Genomic DNA, 17,537 nt, shown 5'->3' on the forward strand with positions numbered 1-17,537 from the left:
TGGAGCGACACATGACCGCTCACCCCGCTTCACCGAACACCGTGCTGGCCAACGCCTTGACCAGCGTTGAGGACGTCCTCGCGCCACGCATCCACGCGGCCAAGCCGGACCGCATCACCTTCGGCGTCGGCACGCAGATCAATGGTGCGCCCCACATCGGCACGAGCCTGGTTCAGGCTCTCACCTTCGCGGCTGCCGCTCGGACACGTGACCGTTATGGGCTCCCCGTCGCCGTCGGATTCGGGGCCCTGGACAACGCGCCGTACGAGATCGCCATTGACCCATCGACAGGACACCGCTATCAGCGTGCCTACGCCCAGGCCATCGGCGAGCAGGGGATCAGCGCCCAAGTCGACGAGCTGTACCGGCCCCTCTTCGAAGCCCTGTCGGCGGCGACCGGTGTGACGTACCGCGTCGAGACGTATTCGGACCAGCAGCGAAGCGAGGATTACCGCCGCACTTGGCTGCGGCTGCTGCCGCGAATCGACGCCTGCCGGTGGTGGCTCGCCCCGTCGACCGGGGTCCCGCACGTGCGGGTGCCCTGCCTCGAACCCGACTGCGGTTGGGCGGAAAAACACGCTGAGCGGACCCGGGTCGTCATGGAGGGCAGGGACGGCGCCCAGGTGTACGCCCACTGCCTCCACCACGGTCCCTATAGCGAGATCATCGGTCCCGGCCGCGGCGCCTACCTTGACCTCGCCACGCTGTACCGAAACCTGGTCAAAGAACTCGCCCTGTCCACAGACTCCAGCACTCTGCACGTCATGGTCAAGGGTGGTGACTGGGTGTTCGGCTCCCACCTCGTCGATGGCGCCTTCCAGGCCGCGGGGCTCACCCAGGGGCAGCTCCCCGTCCGCCTGTTCTGCCCGCAGATTGTCACCGACACGGGCGCCAAGCTGTCCAAGTCTTCGATCCGTGAAGGACGTTCATCGCTGCCTGACGGTACGGAACCATGGATGCTGGACACCCGGTTATGGTCTGGCTCGTTGGCCGAGTACGCCGAGCGGCTACTGGCGCTGTCTGAAGTCCTCTTCTCGGACCCTCGCCACTTCTTCCGCTCGTACTCGGCGGCTGAAATGGGCCGCGTGATGGCGACAGCAGGGAGCAGTACCTCAGCATGAGCACCAAGCCCCACCCCCGGATCCACCACCTGAACCTCTACCGTCGCTATTTCGAACTGGTCGCTGCCGGACAGAAGACGATCGAGGTCAGGGTGAAGTACCCGCATCTCGCAGACCTCGCGGCAGGTGACCGGATCGAATTTCGGATCAAGGGCACCGACGAGGTGTGTCACGTCGAGGTCCTGAGAGTCACCGAGTACGACGGATTCGAGGCCCTGATGGACGGTGAGGGCCCGGAGCAGGTCAACCCCACCTCCAGCCGAGAACAGCAGCTCACCAACATCCGGGCCATCTACGGGGCCGAGAGAGAGGCGCTGGGTGCCCTGGCCATCGAGATCAGGTTGACCTGACTTCGACAGGGGCGACATCGCGCGACGCCTCTCGGCCAGTAGCCCCGGCTGAGGCCCCCGTCGGCCCGATCGCCTCCTGCGGTCGAGCTCGTGCGAGCGGATGTGGGCGACCGGGCCCCGGACCTGCTTCCCGACCTCGACGCCACGATCGTCACCTACTGCTCCAACCCGGCCTGCCCGAACAGCGGCCAGGTTGCCGACCGGCTGACCACCCTCGGCTACACGAACGTCCGCGACCGAAGCCGCCTGACGAGTCCCGGACATGCCGAAGGCCCGCACCCCTGGAACTTGCTGAAGGGGGTGCGGGCCCTTGACGGCCACCGGTCTCAGCCGAGACCGGCGGACGGAGTCCGGCGCAGCCTCTCGAAGCCGGGGAGGCCCGCCAGGGCCGAGCGGTGCGAGAGGTGCGTCAAGAAGGCTAGAAGCGGCGCGTGATCAGCGCGCGCTTGACTTCCTGGATCGCCTTGGTGACCTCGATGCCACGCGGGCACGCGTCGGTGCAGTTGAAGGTCGTGCGGCAGCGCCACACGCCGTCCTTGTCGTTCAGGATCTCCAGCCGCTGCTCGCCGGCCTCGTCACGCGAGTCGAAGATGAAGCGGTGCGCGTTGACGATCGCCGCCGGGCCGAAGTACTGGCCGTCGTTCCAGAACACCGGGCACGAGGACGTGCACGCGGCGCACAGGATGCACTTGGTGGTGTCGTCGAAGCGCTCGCGGTCCTCGGCGGACTGCAGGCGCTCGCGCGTCGGCTCGTTGCCCTTGGTGACCAGGAACGGCATCACGTCGCGGTACGCCTGGAAGAAGGGCTCCATGTCGACGACAAGGTCCTTCATCACGGTGAGGCCCTTGATGGCCTCGACGGTGATCGGCTTCTCCGGGTTGATGTCCTTGATCAGCGTCTTGCAGGCGAGCCTGTTCTTGCCGTTGATCCGCATCGCGTCGGAGCCGCAGATGCCGTGCGCGCACGAGCGACGGAACGTCAGCGTGCCGTCGAGGTCCCACTTGATCTTGTGGAGACCGTCGAGCACGCGCTCCTTCGGGTCGATCTCGACCTGGAAGTCCTGCCAGACCGACTCTTCCGAGATCTCCGGGTTGAAGCGGCGGATCCGGAAGGTGACCGTGATGAACGGCGAGGCCGCGGCCGCGGCCTCCATCTTGTCCAGGGTGGGGGTGGCCATCAGTACTTACGCTCCATCGGCTGGTAGCGGGTGACGACGACGGGCTTGTAGTCCAGCCGGACGGAATCCTTGCCGTCGTCGCCGACCTCGCGGTACGCCATGGTGTGGCGCATGAAGTTGACGTCGTCGCGGTTCGGGTAGTCCTCGCGGTAGTGACCGCCGCGGGACTCCTTGCGCGCCAGCGCGGACACGGCCATGACCTCGGCCAGGTCGAGCAGGTTGCCCAGCTCGATGGCCTCCAGCAGGTCCGTGTTGAAGCGCTTGCCCTTGTCCTGGACGGACACGTTCTTGTAGCGCTCGCGCAGCTCCGCGATCTTCTCGACCGCGGTCTTGATGGTCTGCTCCGTACGGAACACCATCACGCACGCGTCCATCGTCTCCTGGAGCTCCAGACGCAGGTCGGCGACCCGCTCGTTGCCCGTGGAGTTGCGCAGGTGCTCGACGAGGTCGACGACCTGCTGCGCCGGGTTCTCCGGGAGCTCGACGTAGTCGTTCTCCTGCGAGTACCGGGCGGCGGCGATGCCGGAGCGCTTGCCGAAGACGTTGATGTCCAGCAGCGAGTTGGTGCCCAGGCGGTTCGCGCCGTGCACCGACACGCACGCGACCTCGCCGGCCGCGTACAGGCCCGGGACGACGGTGGTGTTGTCCGACAGGACCTCACCCTCGACGTTGGTCGGGATGCCGCCCATGGCGTAGTGCGCGGTGGGCTGGATCGGGATCGGGTCCGTGTACGGCTCGATGCCCAGGTAGGTGCGCGCGAACTCGGTGATGTCCGGGAGCTTCGCGTCGAGCTGCTCCGGCGGCAGGTGCGTCAGGTCCAGGTACACGTGGTCACCGGCGGGACCGCAGCCGCGGCCCTCACGGATCTCGGTGTAGATGGAGCGCGAGACGACGTCACGGGACGCGAGGTCCTTCATGACCGGCGCGTACTTCTCCATGAAGCGCTCGCCGTCCTTGTTGCGGAGGATGCCGCCCTCACCACGGGCGCCCTCCGTCAGCAGGATGCCCATGCGCCAGATGCCCGTCGGGTGGAACTGGAAGAACTCCATGTCCTCCAGCGGCAGGCCGCGGCGGTAGCAGGCCGCCTGGCCGTCACCCGTGAGGGTGTGCGCGTTGGAGGTCACCTTGAAGAACTTGCCGGTGCCGCCGGAGGCGTAGATGACGGCCTTGGCCTGGAACACGTGGATCTCGCCGGTGGCGAGCTCGTACGCGACCACACCGGCCGATTTCTTGACGCCGTCCTCCTCGACCAGGAGCTGGTCCAGGACGTAGAACTCGTTGAAGAACTCCACGCCCTCCTTGACGCAGTTCTGGTACAGCGTCTGGAGGATCATGTGACCGGTGCGGTCCGCGGCGTAGCAGGACCGGCGGACCGGCGCCTCACCGTGGTTGCGCGAGTGGCCGCCGAAGCGGCGCTGGTCGATGGTGCCGTCCGGGGTGCGGTTGAACGGCAGGCCCATCTTCTCCAGGTCGAGGACCGCGTCGATGGCCTCCTTCGCCAGGATCTCGGCGGCGTCCTGGTCGACCAGGTAGTCACCACCCTTGACCGTGTCGAAGGTGTGCCACTCCCAGTTGTCCTCTTCCACGTTGGCCAGCGCGGCGGCCATGCCGCCCTGCGCGGCGCCCGTGTGGGAGCGGGTGGGGTAGAGCTTCGTCAGCACCGCGGTGCGGCTGCGCTTCGTCGACTCGATGGCGGCGCGCATGCCCGCGCCACCCGCGCCGACGATGACGGTGTCGTACTTGTGGATCTTCATTGGTTTCGCCTCAGCCCCGTTGCCTAGCGGATGTTCGGGTCGAAGGTGAAGATCACCAGCGTGCCCAGAAGGATGGTGAACACCGTGGCGGTGTAGAGCAGGCCCTTCAGCCACAGCCGCGTGTTGGCACGCTCCGCGTAGTCGTTGATGACGGTACGCAGACCGTTGGCGCCGTGCAGCATGGCCAGCCACAGCATCAGCAGGTCCCAGACCTGCCAGAACGGGGAGGCCCAGCGGCCGGCCACGAAGGCGAAGCCGATCTTGGAGACGCCGCCGTCGAGCACCAGCTGGATCAGCAGGTGGCCGATGACCAGGACGACGAGCACGATGCCCGAGAGGCGCATGAAGAGCCACGCGACCATCTCGAAGTTCCCGCGGGTCGAGCGCGGGGTCTTGCCGGTGCGCTTGCGCGGGGCCTCGATGTAAGGCGCCGGGTTCTCGACGTCGTAGAGGGACACGCCCTCCACGTCACCGACGCCCTTTTCGAAAGAAGTGTCAGAAGACATGCGTGTCACTTCCCGAACAGTTCAAGGTAGGCGTGGCCCAGGACGGGGTAGAGGGCCCCGACCATCAGCACGATCCAGATGCCCACGACGGACCAGAGCATCTGCTTCTGGTAGCGCGGGCCCTTGGACCAGAAGTCCACGGCGATGACACGGAGACCGTTGAGCGCGTGGAACAGGATGGCGGCGACGAGGCCGTATTCCAGCAGCGCGACGATCGGAGTCTTGTAGGTAGCCACGACATCGTCGTACGCCTCGGGGGAGACGCGGACGAGAGCGGTGTCGAGGACGTGTACGAACAGGAAGAAGAAAATGAGGACGCCGGTGACTCGATGAGCCACCCAGGACCACATTCCTTCCCGGCCGCGGTACAACGTTCCAGCCGGCACGGAAAACCCTCCGGAAGCGGGGCGGGGGCCAGCCGGCTTCTTTGTCGGTCGGGCCCGGCCGGGTACGGTCCTCCGGCCCCGGACATCGTAGCGACGCTTTGTCGGTTCCCTTGCGCGGGGGCCATCGGTGTGATCAAACAGGCACGTACGGGCTATCCCACAGGGGCGAATAGCCCGATTTCCGTGGCAGTCAGCCCATCCGGCGAGGTCAGCCGGCGTGTCAGATCCCGGAGGCGGGCCTGCGCGACCCGTCGCAGCTCGTCCGCGGAGATCGAGCGCTCCTCGTCGACCTCGTGGCCCATCCGCCGCCGGATCGCGCCCAGCAGCTGGTCGGCCTGCTCGTCCGGCGGGTGCCCGTCGAGGCAGATCACGAAGGCGTGGCCGAATTTCCGTTCGTACTCCGCATGGGCCGCGTCGAGGGCCAGCAGGGCGGCGTACGGCGCCCCGTGGTCCAGTTCCGCCGAGCACTCCGCGGCCAGCGCCTCGGTCAGGTCGCGCTGCGAGAGGTCGTACGAGGCTTCGTCGGCGGCGGCGAGCAGGGCCCCGGGATCCGGGTAGGGGCGGTGCGTCGCCACCCGGTGCGCCCAGCGCCTGCTTCCGCAGCACTGCAGCAGGACGGCCTGGGCGGCTTCGGGGGACAGGGCGTTGAACCGAGCCAGCCCGAAGCCGTGAGAAGGATCGGAACTTCCCCCGGATCCGGTCCGGGAGGTGCGCCCTGGGGCCTGTGCCGGAAGGTGGCTGGACAGCAGGGGGCTCCTCGGGGCGCGGCGGGGGTGTACCGCCACGCTATCGACGCAGGGCAGGGTGTGTCGTACCGATTCGGGGATTTCACCCGGAAGTGAGCCGAAAGGATGACGTGGGCGTCACGGGCAGGCATGGTGAGAAGCTCGGGAAGGGGAGGGCGACCGAGGCCGCCACCCCCCACAGGAGAGGCCCCGGTCGCCATCCGTCACGGGCTCGTGCGACAAGCCCGTACCCCTGTCAGCGCCTCGGGTGCGTTTTGTGTCACACCTCGCTCCGCACAGGATTGGTTGCACGTTGTATCACTCGTGGACGAGAGGTACTTGAAAGCCGTAACGTGCTGATTTGCGCCACACGTACAGGACAGTGAACGGGTTGGGGACTTTGCTGGGGGACGACGCGGAGCTGACCGCCGCGGTGCTCGCGGCACAGGACGGCGACGAGAACGCGTTCCGTGCTGTGTACCGCGCCGTGCACCCACGGCTGCTCGGGTACGTACGCACGCTCGTCGGGGACGGCGACGCGGAGGACGTGACCTCCGAGGCCTGGCTGCAGATCGCCCGCGACCTCGACTCCTTCACCGGCGACGCCGACCGCTTCCGCGGCTGGGCGGCCCGCATCGCACGCAACCGCGCCCTCGACCACATCCGCATGCGCGGCCGGCGCCCCGCCATCGGGGGCGACGACACCGAGCTGACGAGCTGGGCCGCCGAGAGCGACACCGCGGGCGCGGCCATGGAGTCCCTCTCCACCGGCCGCACCATGGCGCTCATCGCGCAGCTTCCGCAGGACCAGGCCGAGGCCGTCGTCCTACGGGTCGTGGTCGGCCTGGACGCCAAGAGCGCCGCCGAGACCCTGGGCAAGCGGCCCGGCGCCGTACGGACCGCGGCCCACCGGGGCCTGAAGAAGTTGGCCGAGCTGCTCGGCCCGGAGGGCGGCTTCGAGCCGGACCCGGACACCGGCTCGGGCCCGGGCCCGGCGGTCGGCCATAATGCCCGTGGCCAGGCGTGGGGCGGCGGGGGCGGGAGGGATCTCGACGCCGTACCCGCGCAGCGTGGCAGGGGCGGGGGCTTCGTAGAACAAACCGGTGTGACGGATTCACGTTGGCGGACGCAGAAGGACATGTGATGGCCGACGAGCGCAACAGGTGGCTGGACGAAGCCGCGGCGGAAAAACTGCTGCGCGGCGAACCGGTGGAACCTGTGGGGCCGGCCGCCGATCAGCGTGCCCGGGAGGAGGCGGCGCGGCTCCGTGCTGCCCTGGACGTCCTGGGTGGCGTGAACGCGCCGCTGCCCGCGGGCGCGGAACTGCCCGGTGAGGCCGCGGCGGTGGCCGCCTTCCGTACGGCTCGCGGCGGCGCGCGCCCTGTGCCGGTGTCCGCCGCGGCGCCTGCCGTGACGGCCCCGTCCGACGAACCCCTGGTCGACCTCGGCCGCATCGTTCCCGTGCCCGCTCCCCGACGCCGCCGCGCCGTGAGCTTCGGTCTGGCGGCGGCGCTGGCCAGTGTCGCCGTGGGCGGTCTGGCCGCCGCGGCGGGCGCCGGGCTGCTGGAGCGGTCCCGGCACGACAGCGCGGGACCCGGTCCGGCGATGTCCGTGAGCGCCGGCGAGGACCCGGCCCCGGGTATCGGCAGCGGGGCGCCGAGCGCCGGTCCGAAGCCGACGCCCACCCCGCAGCCCAATGGCTCGAATCCGACGCCCGCCACGGGCACGACGCAGCCCCCCTGGACGGACGGGCGTACCGCGACGCCCGGGACCGGCGCGGGCGCGGACACCTCCGCGGGTACCTCGGCGACGGCCGGCACGGGCAAGGACCTCCAGGGCGGCGCCGCCGCCGCGGGCGGCATCGGTGGCAAGGACCCCGACCGGGACACCTTCGGTGGCGGCACCACGGGCGGCAAGGACCGCGACCGCGACGGCGAGACCCGTCTGAAGGTCGCTGACCTCTGCACGGAGTTCAAGGCGGGCCGGCTGGACGAGGTGCGCCGCGAGCGGCTCTCGCGCCTGGCCAACGGACTCACCCGGATCCCGGACTACTGCAAGTCGGTGCTCGACGCCGGGGACGCCGGCGGCAAGCGCAGCGACACCCAACTGGGGGGCGGGACGCTCCGGGCGCCGACCCTCACGCCGACGCTTCCGCGGGGTTCGGTCGACCTGCGCACCGGCCGCTGACACATGTGCTGACCTGCCTGTAACACTTTTCGAACCGGCGGCGCAGTACATATCGAGCCGACTGGTCATCGGCCGCGCATGAGCCGGGGTTCCCCCCGTACCCCTGGGCTCTGCGCAACCGGCGCGGGCGGGGCACGTTCCCCCGGCCCTGCCCGCGCCCATTACGTTCGGACCGGAAAAAGCCCGAGGCGACCGCCTCGGGCTTCTTGCTTCGTGCCTCTTGCTTCGTGCTGCTTGCTCGGTGCTTCTTGTTCGCGGGCCGTGGGCACGGGCTCGCGGGACCGGATTGCGGCCCCGCCTCCGGCGCCGGCGGTATCACCAGTAGACGACGACCTTGTCGCCGACCTTCACCTGGTCGAACAGGGCCGACAGCTTGGCCTTGTCCCGGACGTTCACGCAGCCGTGCGAGGCCCCGTTGTAGCCGCGGGCCGCGAAGTCGGCGGAGTAGTGGACCGCCTGGCCGCCGCTGAAGAACATCGCGTACGGCATCGGCGTGTGGTAGATCGTCGACGTCCACTCCTTGGCCTTCCAGCCCACGTCGAACACGCCCTCACGGGTCGGGGTGTTCTCGGAGCCGAAGCGCACGTCCATCGTGGAGACGACCTTGCCGTCGATCATCCAGGCGAGGGTGCGGCTCTCCTTGCTGATGCACATGACACGGCCCTGCATGCAGCGCGGGTCCGGGGCGTCGACCTCGTTGACGGTCGAGGGGCGCAGTTCGTCGGCGGTGGGCTTCTTGCTGGCGGCCTGGATCTTCTTCCAGGTGGCGTCGTCGACCGAACCGGAGGCGGTCAGAGCGTTCTTCGACTGGAAGGTCTTGACCGCGGCGGTCGTCTTCGAGCCGTAGAAGCCGGTCGGCGCGACCGACATCAGCTTGAGCTGGCGCAGCCGGGCCTGGAGATCGCGCACCTGGTCGTTCTCGTCGCCGTTCGCCATGATCGCCTTCACCGAGGGCGAAGGGGAGGTCGAGGCGGAGGCCGACGGGGAGGCGGAGGTGGACGGCGACGCCGAGGCCTCGCCGGGCTTGTTGTCGGTGGAGGGAGAGGCTTCGGGGGAGGTGCCCGCCGTGGGCGAGGACGAAGCCGAGGAGGCGGAGGCGACGGGCTCCGTCTTCTGCGGTCCGCAGGCGGTCGCGGCGAATGCGACGGCGGTTGCCACCCCGATCGTGCGGATTATGACTCTCTGGCGCTGCATTGCAGTCCCCCCGGTTTCTGTGTCGTGTATCTAGGTGATGCTCCGCGTGCGTGGACAGTTGCACTCGGCTCCGGGATGTTGCGCCATTGTGACCGGCAGTCGTCCGCAGCCTTACGAACCGATACGCCACCGGGGAACCCCGGCGCCGGCTCGGGGGAGGTTCTACCAGTTCCGGGCCCCCTTGCTACACGGAGGACTACGTCACATGGCACAGACCGAGAGCGGAATTCCCCTCGAACCCGTCTACGGGCCGGGTGACCTGACGGGATGGGACCCCACGGTCGAACTGGGTCAACCGGGTGACTTCCCCTACACGCGGGGGATTTATCCGAATATGTACACCGGTCGCCCCTGGACGATGCGGCAGTACGCCGGCTTCGGCACGGCCGCCGAGTCCAACGCGCGCTATCGGCAGCTCATCGAGAGCGGCGGTACCGGACTGTCCGTCGCCTTCGACCTGCCGACCCAGATGGGACACGACTCCGACGCCCCCCTCGCGCAGGGCGAGGTGGGCAAGGTCGGCGTCGCCGTCGACTCGCTCGACGACATGCGGACGCTGTTCGACGGGATTCCCCTCGACCGGGTCTCCACCTCGATGACGATCAACGCGCCCGCCGCGCTGCTCCTGCTGCTCTACCAGCTGGTGGCGGAGGAACAGGGCATCTCGGGCACGCAACTGACGGGGACGGTCCAGAACGACGTGCTGAAGGAGTACATCGCGCGCGGGACGTACATCTTCCCGCCCGGCCCCTCGCTCCGGTTGACGGCCGACACCTTCCGCTACTGCCGGACCGAGATCCCCCGGTGGAACACCATCTCCATCTCCGGCTACCACATGGCCGAAGCCGGCGCCTCGCCCGCGCAGGAGGTGGCCTTCACCCTCGCCGACGGCATCGCCTACGTCCGCACGGCCCTGGCCGCCGGGATGGCGGTCGACGAGTTCGCGCCCCGGCTCTCCTTCTTCTTCGTCGCCCGCACCACCCTGCTGGAGGAGGTCGCGAAGTTCCGCGCGGCCCGGCGCATCTGGGCCCGCGTCATGCGGGAGGAGTTCGGGGCCCGGGACCCGAAGTCGCTGATGCTGCGCTTCCACACCCAGACCGCCGGGGTCCAGCTCACCGCGCAGCAGCCGGAACTCAATCTGGTACGGGTGGCCGTGCAGGCCCTGGCCGCCGTCCTCGGCGGCACGCAGTCGTTGCACACCAACTCCTTCGACGAGGCGATCGCGCTCCCGACCGAGAAGTCCGCCCGCCTCGCCCTGCGCACCCAGCAGGTCCTCGCGTACGAGACGGACGTGCCGCACACCGTGGATCCCTTCGCCGGCTCGTACGCGGTGGAGCGGATGACCGACGAGCTGGAGGCGGCGGCGCTCGCGCTGATGCGCCGGATCGAGGACCAGGGCGGGGCGGTGGCCGCGATCGAGGCCGGCTTCCAGAAGGCCGAGATCGAGCGGAACGCCTATCGCATCGCGCAGGAGACCGAGAGCGGGGAGCGGGTGGTGGTCGGGGTCAACCGCTTCACGCTGGAGCGCGAGGAACCTTACGAACCGCTGCGCGTGGACCCGGCGATCGAGGCACGCCAGTGCGCGGCGCTGGCCCGGCTGCGGGCGGAGCGCGGCGAGGCGGCAGTGACGGCGGCGCTCGCGGCCCTGAAGGAGGCGGCGGCCGGGACGGCGAACGTGCTCTACCCGATGAAGGAGGCGCTGCGCGCCCGGGCCACGGTGGGTGAGGTGTGCGGGGCGCTGCGCGAGGTCTGGGGCACGTACGAGCCCACCGGTTCCACCTGGTGAAACACACTGGCGCGACAGGTGCAACCGTATGGGACACTCCTGCGCATGCTGGGTGTGACAGATCTTCCGACCTATCTCGCCGGCCTGGTGCTGATCATTCTGCTGCCGGGCCCGAACTCCCTCTACGTGCTCTCCGTGGCCGCCCGCCGCGGGGTGCGCACCGGGTACAAGGCCGCCGCCGGGGTGTTCACCGGCGACGCCGTGCTCATGCTGCTGACCGCCGTGGGCGCCGGGGCGCTGCTGCGGGCGAGCCCGCTGGTGTTCACCGTGGTGAAGTTCCTCGGCGCCGGCTATCTGGCGTGGCTGGCCGTGGGGATGATGCGGGGCGCCTGGGCGCTGTGGCGTACGCGCGCGGAGCGGGCCGAGGCGGAGGCGGCCGCCCCCGCCGACCCGGCCGAGAACGAGCGGCCCTACCGGCGGGCGCTGCTGATCAGTCTTCTCAACCCGAAGGCCATCCTGTTCCTGATGTCCTTCTTCGTGCAGTTCGTGGACCCGTCCTACGCCTACCCGGCGCTGTCCTTCCTGCTCCTGGGCGGCCTGCTGCAGACCGGCAGCTTCCTGTACCTGACGATGCTGATCTTCGGCGGCACCCGCCTCTCGGCGGCCTTCCGGCGTCGCAAGCGGCTGTCGGCCGGAGCCACCTCGGCGGCGGGCGTGCTGTTCCTCGGCTTCGCCGCCAAGCTCGCCGTCAGCTGAGCGCCCGACGCAGCCACCCCATCCGCCGTACGACCCGGCGCACCGCCGGGCTGCGCGGCAGGAACGACAGCTGCGCCGGGATGCCGCCCGGCAGGCCGAGCGTGGTCAGCCGGCGGCGGGTGAAGTACCGCCAGGTGCGCGGGGTCAGGCGCTTGGCCAGGTAGGCCTCGACCGCCGGCCGGCGGGAGGCCAGGATCTGCGGCTGCATGGTGAACCCGACGGCCGTCAGCAGCGCCGCCGGCTCCGCCCGGACCTGCTCGGGGGTCGGAGGCGTCCAGGTGCGGACCGCCTCGGCGTCGGCGAGGTCCGGCAGCAGCGCGTCCACCAGGGCCAGCGGGACGCGGTTGCTGTTCGGGTACGGGGTGAGCGCGGCCAGCACGGCGTCGGTGCCGGTCCGGGCCACCGGGAGCCCGTAGAGCGTGGCGGCGGTCAGCAGTCCGGTGGAGAAACAGCCGACCACCAGCGCGGGGCGCAGCCGCTGGTAGAGGGTCTCCGCCAGGACCGGGGCGGCGATCACCGTCAGCCGGGCGCCGAGTCTTTCGGCCTCCTCCTCGGCACGGCGGCAGTACGCGGCCGGGGCCCCGGGGTGCGGTTTGAAGACCAGCTCCCGGTGGCCCAGGGCGTGCGCGCCCCGGACCATCGACACGTGCAGCTCCTCCTCCTCGGCCAGGGTCATCAGGTCGAGGGCGGAGAGGTACTGGCCCAGCAGGAGGGCCGGGGGCGCGGCCGGTTCGGGTGCCGCGTCCGCGGTGGCGTCGGCGAGCTCGGCGAGGACCTTGAGGAAGGGCTCCGTCGGGACCAGTTCCACCCGTACCCCGAACTCCGTCAGCAGCAGGGGTTCCAGCCCCGGCACCAGATCCAGGTGGAGCACCCGGCGCACCCGCATCCCGAGCTGCGGGTCGAGGCGGAAGCGGGTGGGGCCGTAGCTCATCAGCCCGTCGGCGTAGACATCGACGGCCGCGCCGGGGAAGAGCCGGCACAGGCTCTGGGCCGGCGGGACCTGGAGGGACTCCACGATCAGCTCGATCCGGTCCTCGCCCAGCCGCCACAGGGAGCGCAGCTGCCGCTCCCAGATCGGGACGTCCTCCGCGCGCGGGGCCCAGGTGCTGGGGTGCTGCGGCTCGATGACGCGGTTCCAGTCGAGGACCTCGTCGAAGCGCGAACGCAGGGCGCCGAAGCCCGGCATGTCCGTGACCCCCGGGGCGACCTCGGCGGTGACGGCGTGGTTGCTGGTCAGCAGGATGCGCCGACCGGCGGACGGGAAGGAGCCCGCGTCGATGCCCGCCGCGAGCGTGGCCACACCGTAGAGGGTGGAGGCCAGGAAGATCTGGGTGGGCATCAGACACTCGCTCCCGACGGGGCGGCCTTGCGTGCGGGGGTGACGGGGCGGCGGCCGGTGCGCAGGCGGCGCAGCACGGTGGAGCGCTCGACGTCCATCGAGTCCAGGACCTGGTCCAGTACGTCCTGCGGCATGCGGCCGAGCGCGGCGGTGCTCATCGTACGGAGTTTCTTGGCCACGTCCGGCTCGAACCTTTCGATGGACCCCACATGGTGGGCGATAATTGCACAATAGGTCCGGACGGCTTTCGGGAGAAGTCGATCTGATTCCCGGTCGGCGATGACTTCGGCGAGCACCTGATCGAATGCACGAATGAAATCGAGCTGTCGTTCGTCCCCCACTTGCGTCAATGAGGTGGAAACTCCGCGCCGGTAGAAGACGCCGGGCAGCCCGACCGCGGCGAAGGACGCCGCCTCCCGGTGCAGCCGCCAGATCCACGGCCGGTCCTCCGCGGTGCGCAGCCCGTCGGTGAAGTGCAGGACCCCGCGGTCCAGCAGGCGCCGGTGGTACATCCCGGCCCAGGCGTACGGATAGTCCACCGAGGTGGCCCGGTCGGATGGCAGGATCGCGGTGCGCGGCGCGGCGACCACCGCCTCGGGGCCGTAGGGGACGCGCTGGACGCTGCGCGCCCTGCCCGTGCACCGCACATGGTCGGTCCGGACGAAGTCGCAGCTCAGGGCCTCTATGGCGGCCAGGGTCCGGGCCAGGTGTCCGGGCGCCAGCCAGTCGTCCCCGTCCAGGAACGTCAGGTACTCGCCGCGGGCCGCGTCCAGACCGGTGTTGCGCGCGGTGGCGAGGCCCCCGTTGCGCTCGTGTCTGAGGTGGACCGCTCCCGGCAGCTCGCGCGCCGCCCGTTCCAGCAGGTCGGGCGTCCCGTCCGTCGAGCAGTCGTCGACGAGCAGGAACTCGAAATCCTCCCGGGCGTTGAGTTCGAGACTCTTCAGGGCGTCCGGCGCGTATGTCTGCACGTTGTAGAACGGCACGACAACAGAGAGCTTGGGCACCCGCGAGACATTAGGGCGCCGCCCGTCATTCACTGTGGCCCGGATGCGGATTCCATGTGAACGGCGCGGGGCGGGCGAGTTAACCCGTACGCTTTCGCATTTCGTAGACGCGTTGTTAACCCGCTGTTGTGCGGTCGTTGGGCCGATCACCGAAATTGCGGAATAGCTTCTGCCGCGTGCCAGAACGCAAACGCGTCGCCGTACTCGCCGATTCCGATACGCGATGGAAATGGGGCGCACTCACCGCCCGCCGTCTCGTGCCCGACCACCAGCTCACCGGTTTCCTGCTGCGCGGCCGCGCCACGCCCACCGCGCGCCAGCTCGGCGAGGTGGGGGTGCGGGCCGAGCGGCTGTCCGAGGTGACCTGCGCCGAGTTCCTCGCCGAGATCGAACGCGAGCGCTACGACGTGGTCGTCCTCGCGCTCGTCGGCGGGGCCGTCCAAGCCGTCCTGCACGGGGCCCGCGCCCTGTGGCCCGCCCCGGCCAGGCGCCCCGTACTCGTCACCGGCTACGTGGGCGTCGTCTACGAGAAGCTCGCCGACGGGCTGCTGCTGCGGCACGGCGCCGACCTCGTGCTCGCCAACTCCCGCCACGACGCGCAGCGGTTCCGTGCCGTGTACGAGGGGGTCGGCGCGGACGCCGCCGCCGTCACCGAGACCGCGCTGCCCTTCCTGGGCGGAGCGCCGTACGAGCCGGCCGGGAGCCGGGCCCACACGGTGGTCTTCGCCGTCCAGCCCTCCGTGCCCGACAGCCGCGCCGACCGCGCCTACCTGCTGGAACGGGCGGCCGGGCACGCCCGACTGCACCCCGACCGGGAGGTGCTGATCAAGCTGCGCAGCAAGCCCGGGGAGCACACCACACACCTGGAGGAGCAGCCGTACCAGCGGCTCGCGGAGCGGATCCCCGGCGGACTGCCCGCCAACTGCCGCCTGGTGTACGGGAACATGGGCGAGGTGCTGGACGGCACCGACCTGCTGGTCACCGTCTCCTCCACCGCGGCCCTGGAATCCCTGCACCGGTCCATCCCGACGGCGATCCTCACCGACCTCGGCATCCGCGAGGCGCTCGGCAACCACCACTTCCTCGGATCCGGCTGCCTGGCCTCCTGGGACCAGCTCGACTCAGGGCTCCTGCCGACCGGCGATCCGCTCTGGCTGGCGGCGCAGGGCGTCCTGCCCGCACCGGGCCCGGACCGGGCGGTCGGGGCCGGGGACGGCGCCGCGGTCGCCGCCCCGGACGGGGCCGCCGGTCCGGACGCCTACGCCGTCGCCCGGGCCAAGGTCGCCGGCCTGCTCGCCGCGACCCGGCTGCCCTCACCCGCCCCCTACTACACGCGCACCACCGCCCCCGGATACCTCCCCGGGATCCTCGCCCGCCACCACCTCGCGCCCGACGGCACCCCGCTGCCCGGCGCGGTGCGCCCGGCCGCGGGGGAGTCCCGGCTGCGCCGGCGGCTGCGCGGCCACCTGCGCGAGGCCGCCCGCGGGGCCTACCGGCACGGCGTGCAGCGCGTGGCCCCGGTCATCCGCAGGCTGGGGGAGCTGTGAGGGTCCTCGCCGTCATCCCGGCCCGCGGTGGCTCCAAGGGAGTTCCGGGAAAGAACCTCGCGGAGGTCGCCGGCATTCCGCTCGTCGCCCGCGCCGTCCTGGCCTGCCGGGCCGCGCCGACCGTCACCGACGTGGTGGTCTCCACCGACTCGGAGGCGATCGCCGCCGCCGCCCGCGCCGCCGGAGCCGACGTCATCGCCCGCCCCACCGCGATCTCCGGCGACACCGCGAGCAGCGAGGCCGCCGTCCTGCACGCGCTCGCCGCGTTCGAGGAACTGCACTCCCTCGCCGTGGATGTGGTCCTCCTCGTCCAGTGCACCAGCCCCTTCCTCACCACCTCCGACGTCGAGTCGGTCGCCGTCGCCGTCGCCTCCGGGGCGGCCGACTCGGCTCTGACCGTGGCCCCGTTCCACGGCTTCCTCTGGCGGGAAGGGGCCGACGGCTGCGGAGCCGGCGTCAACCACGACACGGCGTACCGCCCTCGGCGCCAGGACCGGCCGCAGGACCTGCTGGAGACGGGCGCCGCCTACGCCATGGACGTCGCCGGCTTCCGTGGCGCCCGGCACCGGTTCTTCGGCCGCACCCTTCCCGTCGCCACCGATCCCGCTCGGGTCCTGGAGATCGACGACCCGCACGACCTGACCCGCGCCCGACTGCTCGCACCCCTGCTCGACCCGCGCCCCGGAGCACGGCCCGGACCCTCCGCACACCCCGCACACCCCGCGGAGCCCGCCCCAGGCCCCGACGCGCATCCCGACCCGCAGCCCACACCCCTGACCCCGAGTGCCCCCCGTACATCCCCGCACCGAAGGACGCCCCCTGCCATGACGAGCACCCCCGACCCCCGCCTGCGTACCTTCGGCTCCCGCACCGCGGGCCCCGGCCGCCCCGTCTACGTCGTCGGCGAGATCGGCATCAACCACAACGGCGACCTCGGCAACGCCTTCGCCCTCATCGACGCCGCCGCCGAAGCCGGCTGCGACGCCGTGAAGTTCCAGAAGCGCACCCCCGAGATCTGCACCCCCCGCGACCAGTGGGACATCGAACGCGACACCCCCTGGGGCCGGATGACCTACATCGACTACCGCCACAAGGTCGAGTTCGGCGAGGAGGAGTACCGCGCCATCGACGACCACTGCGCCAAGCGCGGCATCGACTGGTTCGCCTCCCCGTGGGACACCGAGGCCGTCGCCTTCCTGGAGAAGTTCGACGTCCCCGCCCACAAGGTGGCCTCCGCCTCCCTCACGGACGACGAGCTGCTGCGCGCCCTGCGCGCCACCGGCCGCACCGTCGTCCTGTCCACCGGCATGTCCACCCCGCAGCAGATCCGCCACGCGGTGGAGGTGCTCGGCAGTGCGAACACCCTTCTCTGCCACGCGACTTCGACCTACCCGGCGAAGGCCGAGGAGCTCAACCTGCGGGTGATCAACACCCTCCGCGAGGAGTACCCGAACGTCCCGATCGGCTACTCCGGCCACGAGACGGGCCTGCAGACCACCCTCGCCGCCGTCGCCCTCGGCGCCACCTTCGTCGAGCGCCACATCACCCTCGACCGCGCCATGTGGGGCTCCGACCAGGCCGCCTCCGTCGAGCCCGGCGGCCTCACCCGCCTGGTCCGCGACATCCGCACCATCGAGACCGCCCTCGGCGACGGCGTCAAGCGCGTCTACGAGTCCGAGCTCGGCCCCATGAAGAAGCTCCGCCGCGTCCGGGGCGAGCTGGCCGCCGTCTGACCCGAGGTCCGGCGCGTACGAGATCCGCCCCC

Annotated in this window: 16 protein-coding genes and 1 pseudogene; 9 read left to right on the forward strand and 8 right to left on the reverse strand. The window is 70.6% G+C overall.

Annotation, left to right across the window (positions count from 1 at the left end):
• The first annotated feature begins 11 nt into the window (after positions 1-11).
• Positions 12-1,121, forward strand: a complete 1,110-nt coding sequence (locus BCL76_RS37750) for a hypothetical protein (RefSeq protein ID WP_109784023.1) — start codon at positions 12-14, stop codon at positions 1,119-1,121.
• Positions 1,118-1,471, forward strand: coding sequence for an ASCH domain-containing protein (locus BCL76_RS37755; protein WP_109784024.1), 354 nt, complete (start codon positions 1,118-1,120; stop codon positions 1,469-1,471). The genes BCL76_RS37750 and BCL76_RS37755 overlap by 4 nt, the downstream gene beginning before the upstream one ends.
• 418 nt (positions 1,472-1,889) lie before the next feature.
• Here the strand turns inward: BCL76_RS37755 and BCL76_RS37765 are convergent, their stop codons facing one another.
• From BCL76_RS37765 to BCL76_RS37785, 5 genes are all read right to left on the reverse strand, one after another.
• Positions 1,890-2,648 carry a succinate dehydrogenase iron-sulfur subunit gene (locus BCL76_RS37765; protein ID WP_030763246.1) on the reverse strand — a complete coding sequence of 253 codons (759 nt, stop codon included), beginning with the start codon at positions 2,646-2,648 and terminating at the stop codon, positions 1,890-1,892.
• Positions 2,648-4,402 (reverse strand): succinate dehydrogenase flavoprotein subunit, encoded by a 1,755-nt coding sequence (gene sdhA, locus BCL76_RS37770; protein WP_109784025.1) that lies wholly within the window; start codon positions 4,400-4,402, stop codon positions 2,648-2,650. Before sdhA ends, BCL76_RS37765 begins: the two co-directional genes overlap by 1 nt.
• 23 nt (positions 4,403-4,425) lie before the next feature.
• Positions 4,426-4,908 (reverse strand): succinate dehydrogenase hydrophobic membrane anchor subunit, encoded by a 483-nt coding sequence (locus tag BCL76_RS37775; protein WP_109784026.1) that lies wholly within the window; start codon positions 4,906-4,908, stop codon positions 4,426-4,428.
• A 5-nt stretch (positions 4,909-4,913) separates the two neighbouring features.
• The gene (sdhC, locus tag BCL76_RS37780) at positions 4,914-5,294 is read right to left on the reverse strand and encodes a succinate dehydrogenase, cytochrome b556 subunit (protein ID WP_109784027.1); all 381 of its coding nucleotides are present in this window, start codon (positions 5,292-5,294) and stop codon (positions 4,914-4,916) included.
• Positions 5,295-5,446: 152 nt separating this feature from the next.
• Complete coding sequence (locus BCL76_RS37785) at positions 5,447-6,079, reverse strand: 2-oxo-4-hydroxy-4-carboxy-5-ureidoimidazoline decarboxylase (RefSeq protein ID WP_109784028.1); 633 nt, start codon at positions 6,077-6,079, stop codon at positions 5,447-5,449.
• A 340-nt stretch (positions 6,080-6,419) separates the two neighbouring features.
• Here BCL76_RS37785 and BCL76_RS37790 point away from each other — a divergent pair, with 340 nt between their 5' ends.
• Both BCL76_RS37790 and BCL76_RS37795 read left to right on the forward strand, forming a co-directional pair.
• Entirely contained in the window at positions 6,420-7,163 is a 744-nt protein-coding gene (locus BCL76_RS37790; protein ID WP_109784029.1) for an RNA polymerase sigma factor, read from the forward strand.
• The gene (locus BCL76_RS37795; RefSeq protein WP_109784030.1) at positions 7,163-8,206 is read left to right on the forward strand and encodes a hypothetical protein; all 1,044 of its coding nucleotides are present in this window, start codon (positions 7,163-7,165) and stop codon (positions 8,204-8,206) included. The genes BCL76_RS37790 and BCL76_RS37795 overlap by 1 nt, the downstream gene beginning before the upstream one ends.
• A 315-nt stretch (positions 8,207-8,521) precedes the next feature.
• Here the strand turns inward: BCL76_RS37795 and BCL76_RS37800 are convergent, their stop codons facing one another.
• Positions 8,522-9,400 (reverse strand): L,D-transpeptidase family protein, encoded by an 879-nt coding sequence (locus tag BCL76_RS37800; protein WP_109784031.1) that lies wholly within the window; start codon positions 9,398-9,400, stop codon positions 8,522-8,524.
• A gap of 205 nt (positions 9,401-9,605) precedes the next feature.
• On the opposite strand from BCL76_RS37800, the gene BCL76_RS37805 reads away from it, so the two are divergent.
• Positions 9,606-11,186 (forward strand): acyl-CoA mutase large subunit family protein, encoded by a 1,581-nt coding sequence (locus tag BCL76_RS37805; protein WP_109784032.1) that lies wholly within the window; start codon positions 9,606-9,608, stop codon positions 11,184-11,186.
• A 45-nt stretch (positions 11,187-11,231) separates the two neighbouring features.
• Complete coding sequence (gene leuE, locus BCL76_RS37810; RefSeq protein WP_030712550.1) at positions 11,232-11,882, forward strand: leucine efflux protein LeuE; 651 nt, start codon at positions 11,232-11,234, stop codon at positions 11,880-11,882.
• On the opposite strand, the gene BCL76_RS37815 is transcribed toward leuE, so the two are convergent.
• Both BCL76_RS37815 and BCL76_RS37820 read right to left on the reverse strand, forming a co-directional pair.
• Positions 11,875-13,221, reverse strand: coding sequence for a polysialyltransferase family glycosyltransferase (locus tag BCL76_RS37815; RefSeq protein WP_109784033.1), 1,347 nt, complete (start codon positions 13,219-13,221; stop codon positions 11,875-11,877). The two genes, leuE and BCL76_RS37815, sit on opposite strands and share 8 nt — an antisense overlap.
• Entirely contained in the window at positions 13,221-14,225 is a 1,005-nt protein-coding gene (locus tag BCL76_RS37820; RefSeq protein WP_109784034.1) for a glycosyltransferase family 2 protein, read from the reverse strand. The genes BCL76_RS37815 and BCL76_RS37820 overlap by 1 nt, the downstream gene beginning before the upstream one ends.
• 176 nt (positions 14,226-14,401) lie before the next feature.
• On the opposite strand from BCL76_RS37820, the gene BCL76_RS37825 reads away from it, so the two are divergent.
• The 3 genes and pseudogenes from BCL76_RS37825 to BCL76_RS40235 all read left to right on the forward strand — a co-directional run bounded on the left by BCL76_RS37825 (position 14,402) and on the right by BCL76_RS40235 (position 17,505).
• Positions 14,402-15,772 carry a DUF6716 putative glycosyltransferase gene (locus BCL76_RS37825; RefSeq protein WP_109784035.1) on the forward strand — a complete coding sequence of 457 codons (1,371 nt, stop codon included), beginning with the start codon at positions 14,402-14,404 and terminating at the stop codon, positions 15,770-15,772.
• Positions 15,769-16,134, forward strand: a pseudogene (locus tag BCL76_RS40230) (acylneuraminate cytidylyltransferase family protein); the annotation flags it as partial. The gene BCL76_RS37825 and the pseudogene BCL76_RS40230, both read left to right, overlap by 4 nt.
• A gap of 462 nt (positions 16,135-16,596) precedes the next feature.
• Positions 16,597-17,505: an N-acetylneuraminate synthase family protein gene (locus BCL76_RS40235; protein WP_258310152.1), complete on the forward strand. Its 909-nt coding sequence runs from the start codon at positions 16,597-16,599 to the stop codon at positions 17,503-17,505.
• Positions 17,506-17,537 lie beyond the last annotated feature (32 nt).

Source organism: Streptomyces sp. CG 926 (assembly GCF_003148825.1).
GTDB lineage: Bacteria > Actinomycetota > Actinomycetes > Streptomycetales > Streptomycetaceae > Streptomyces.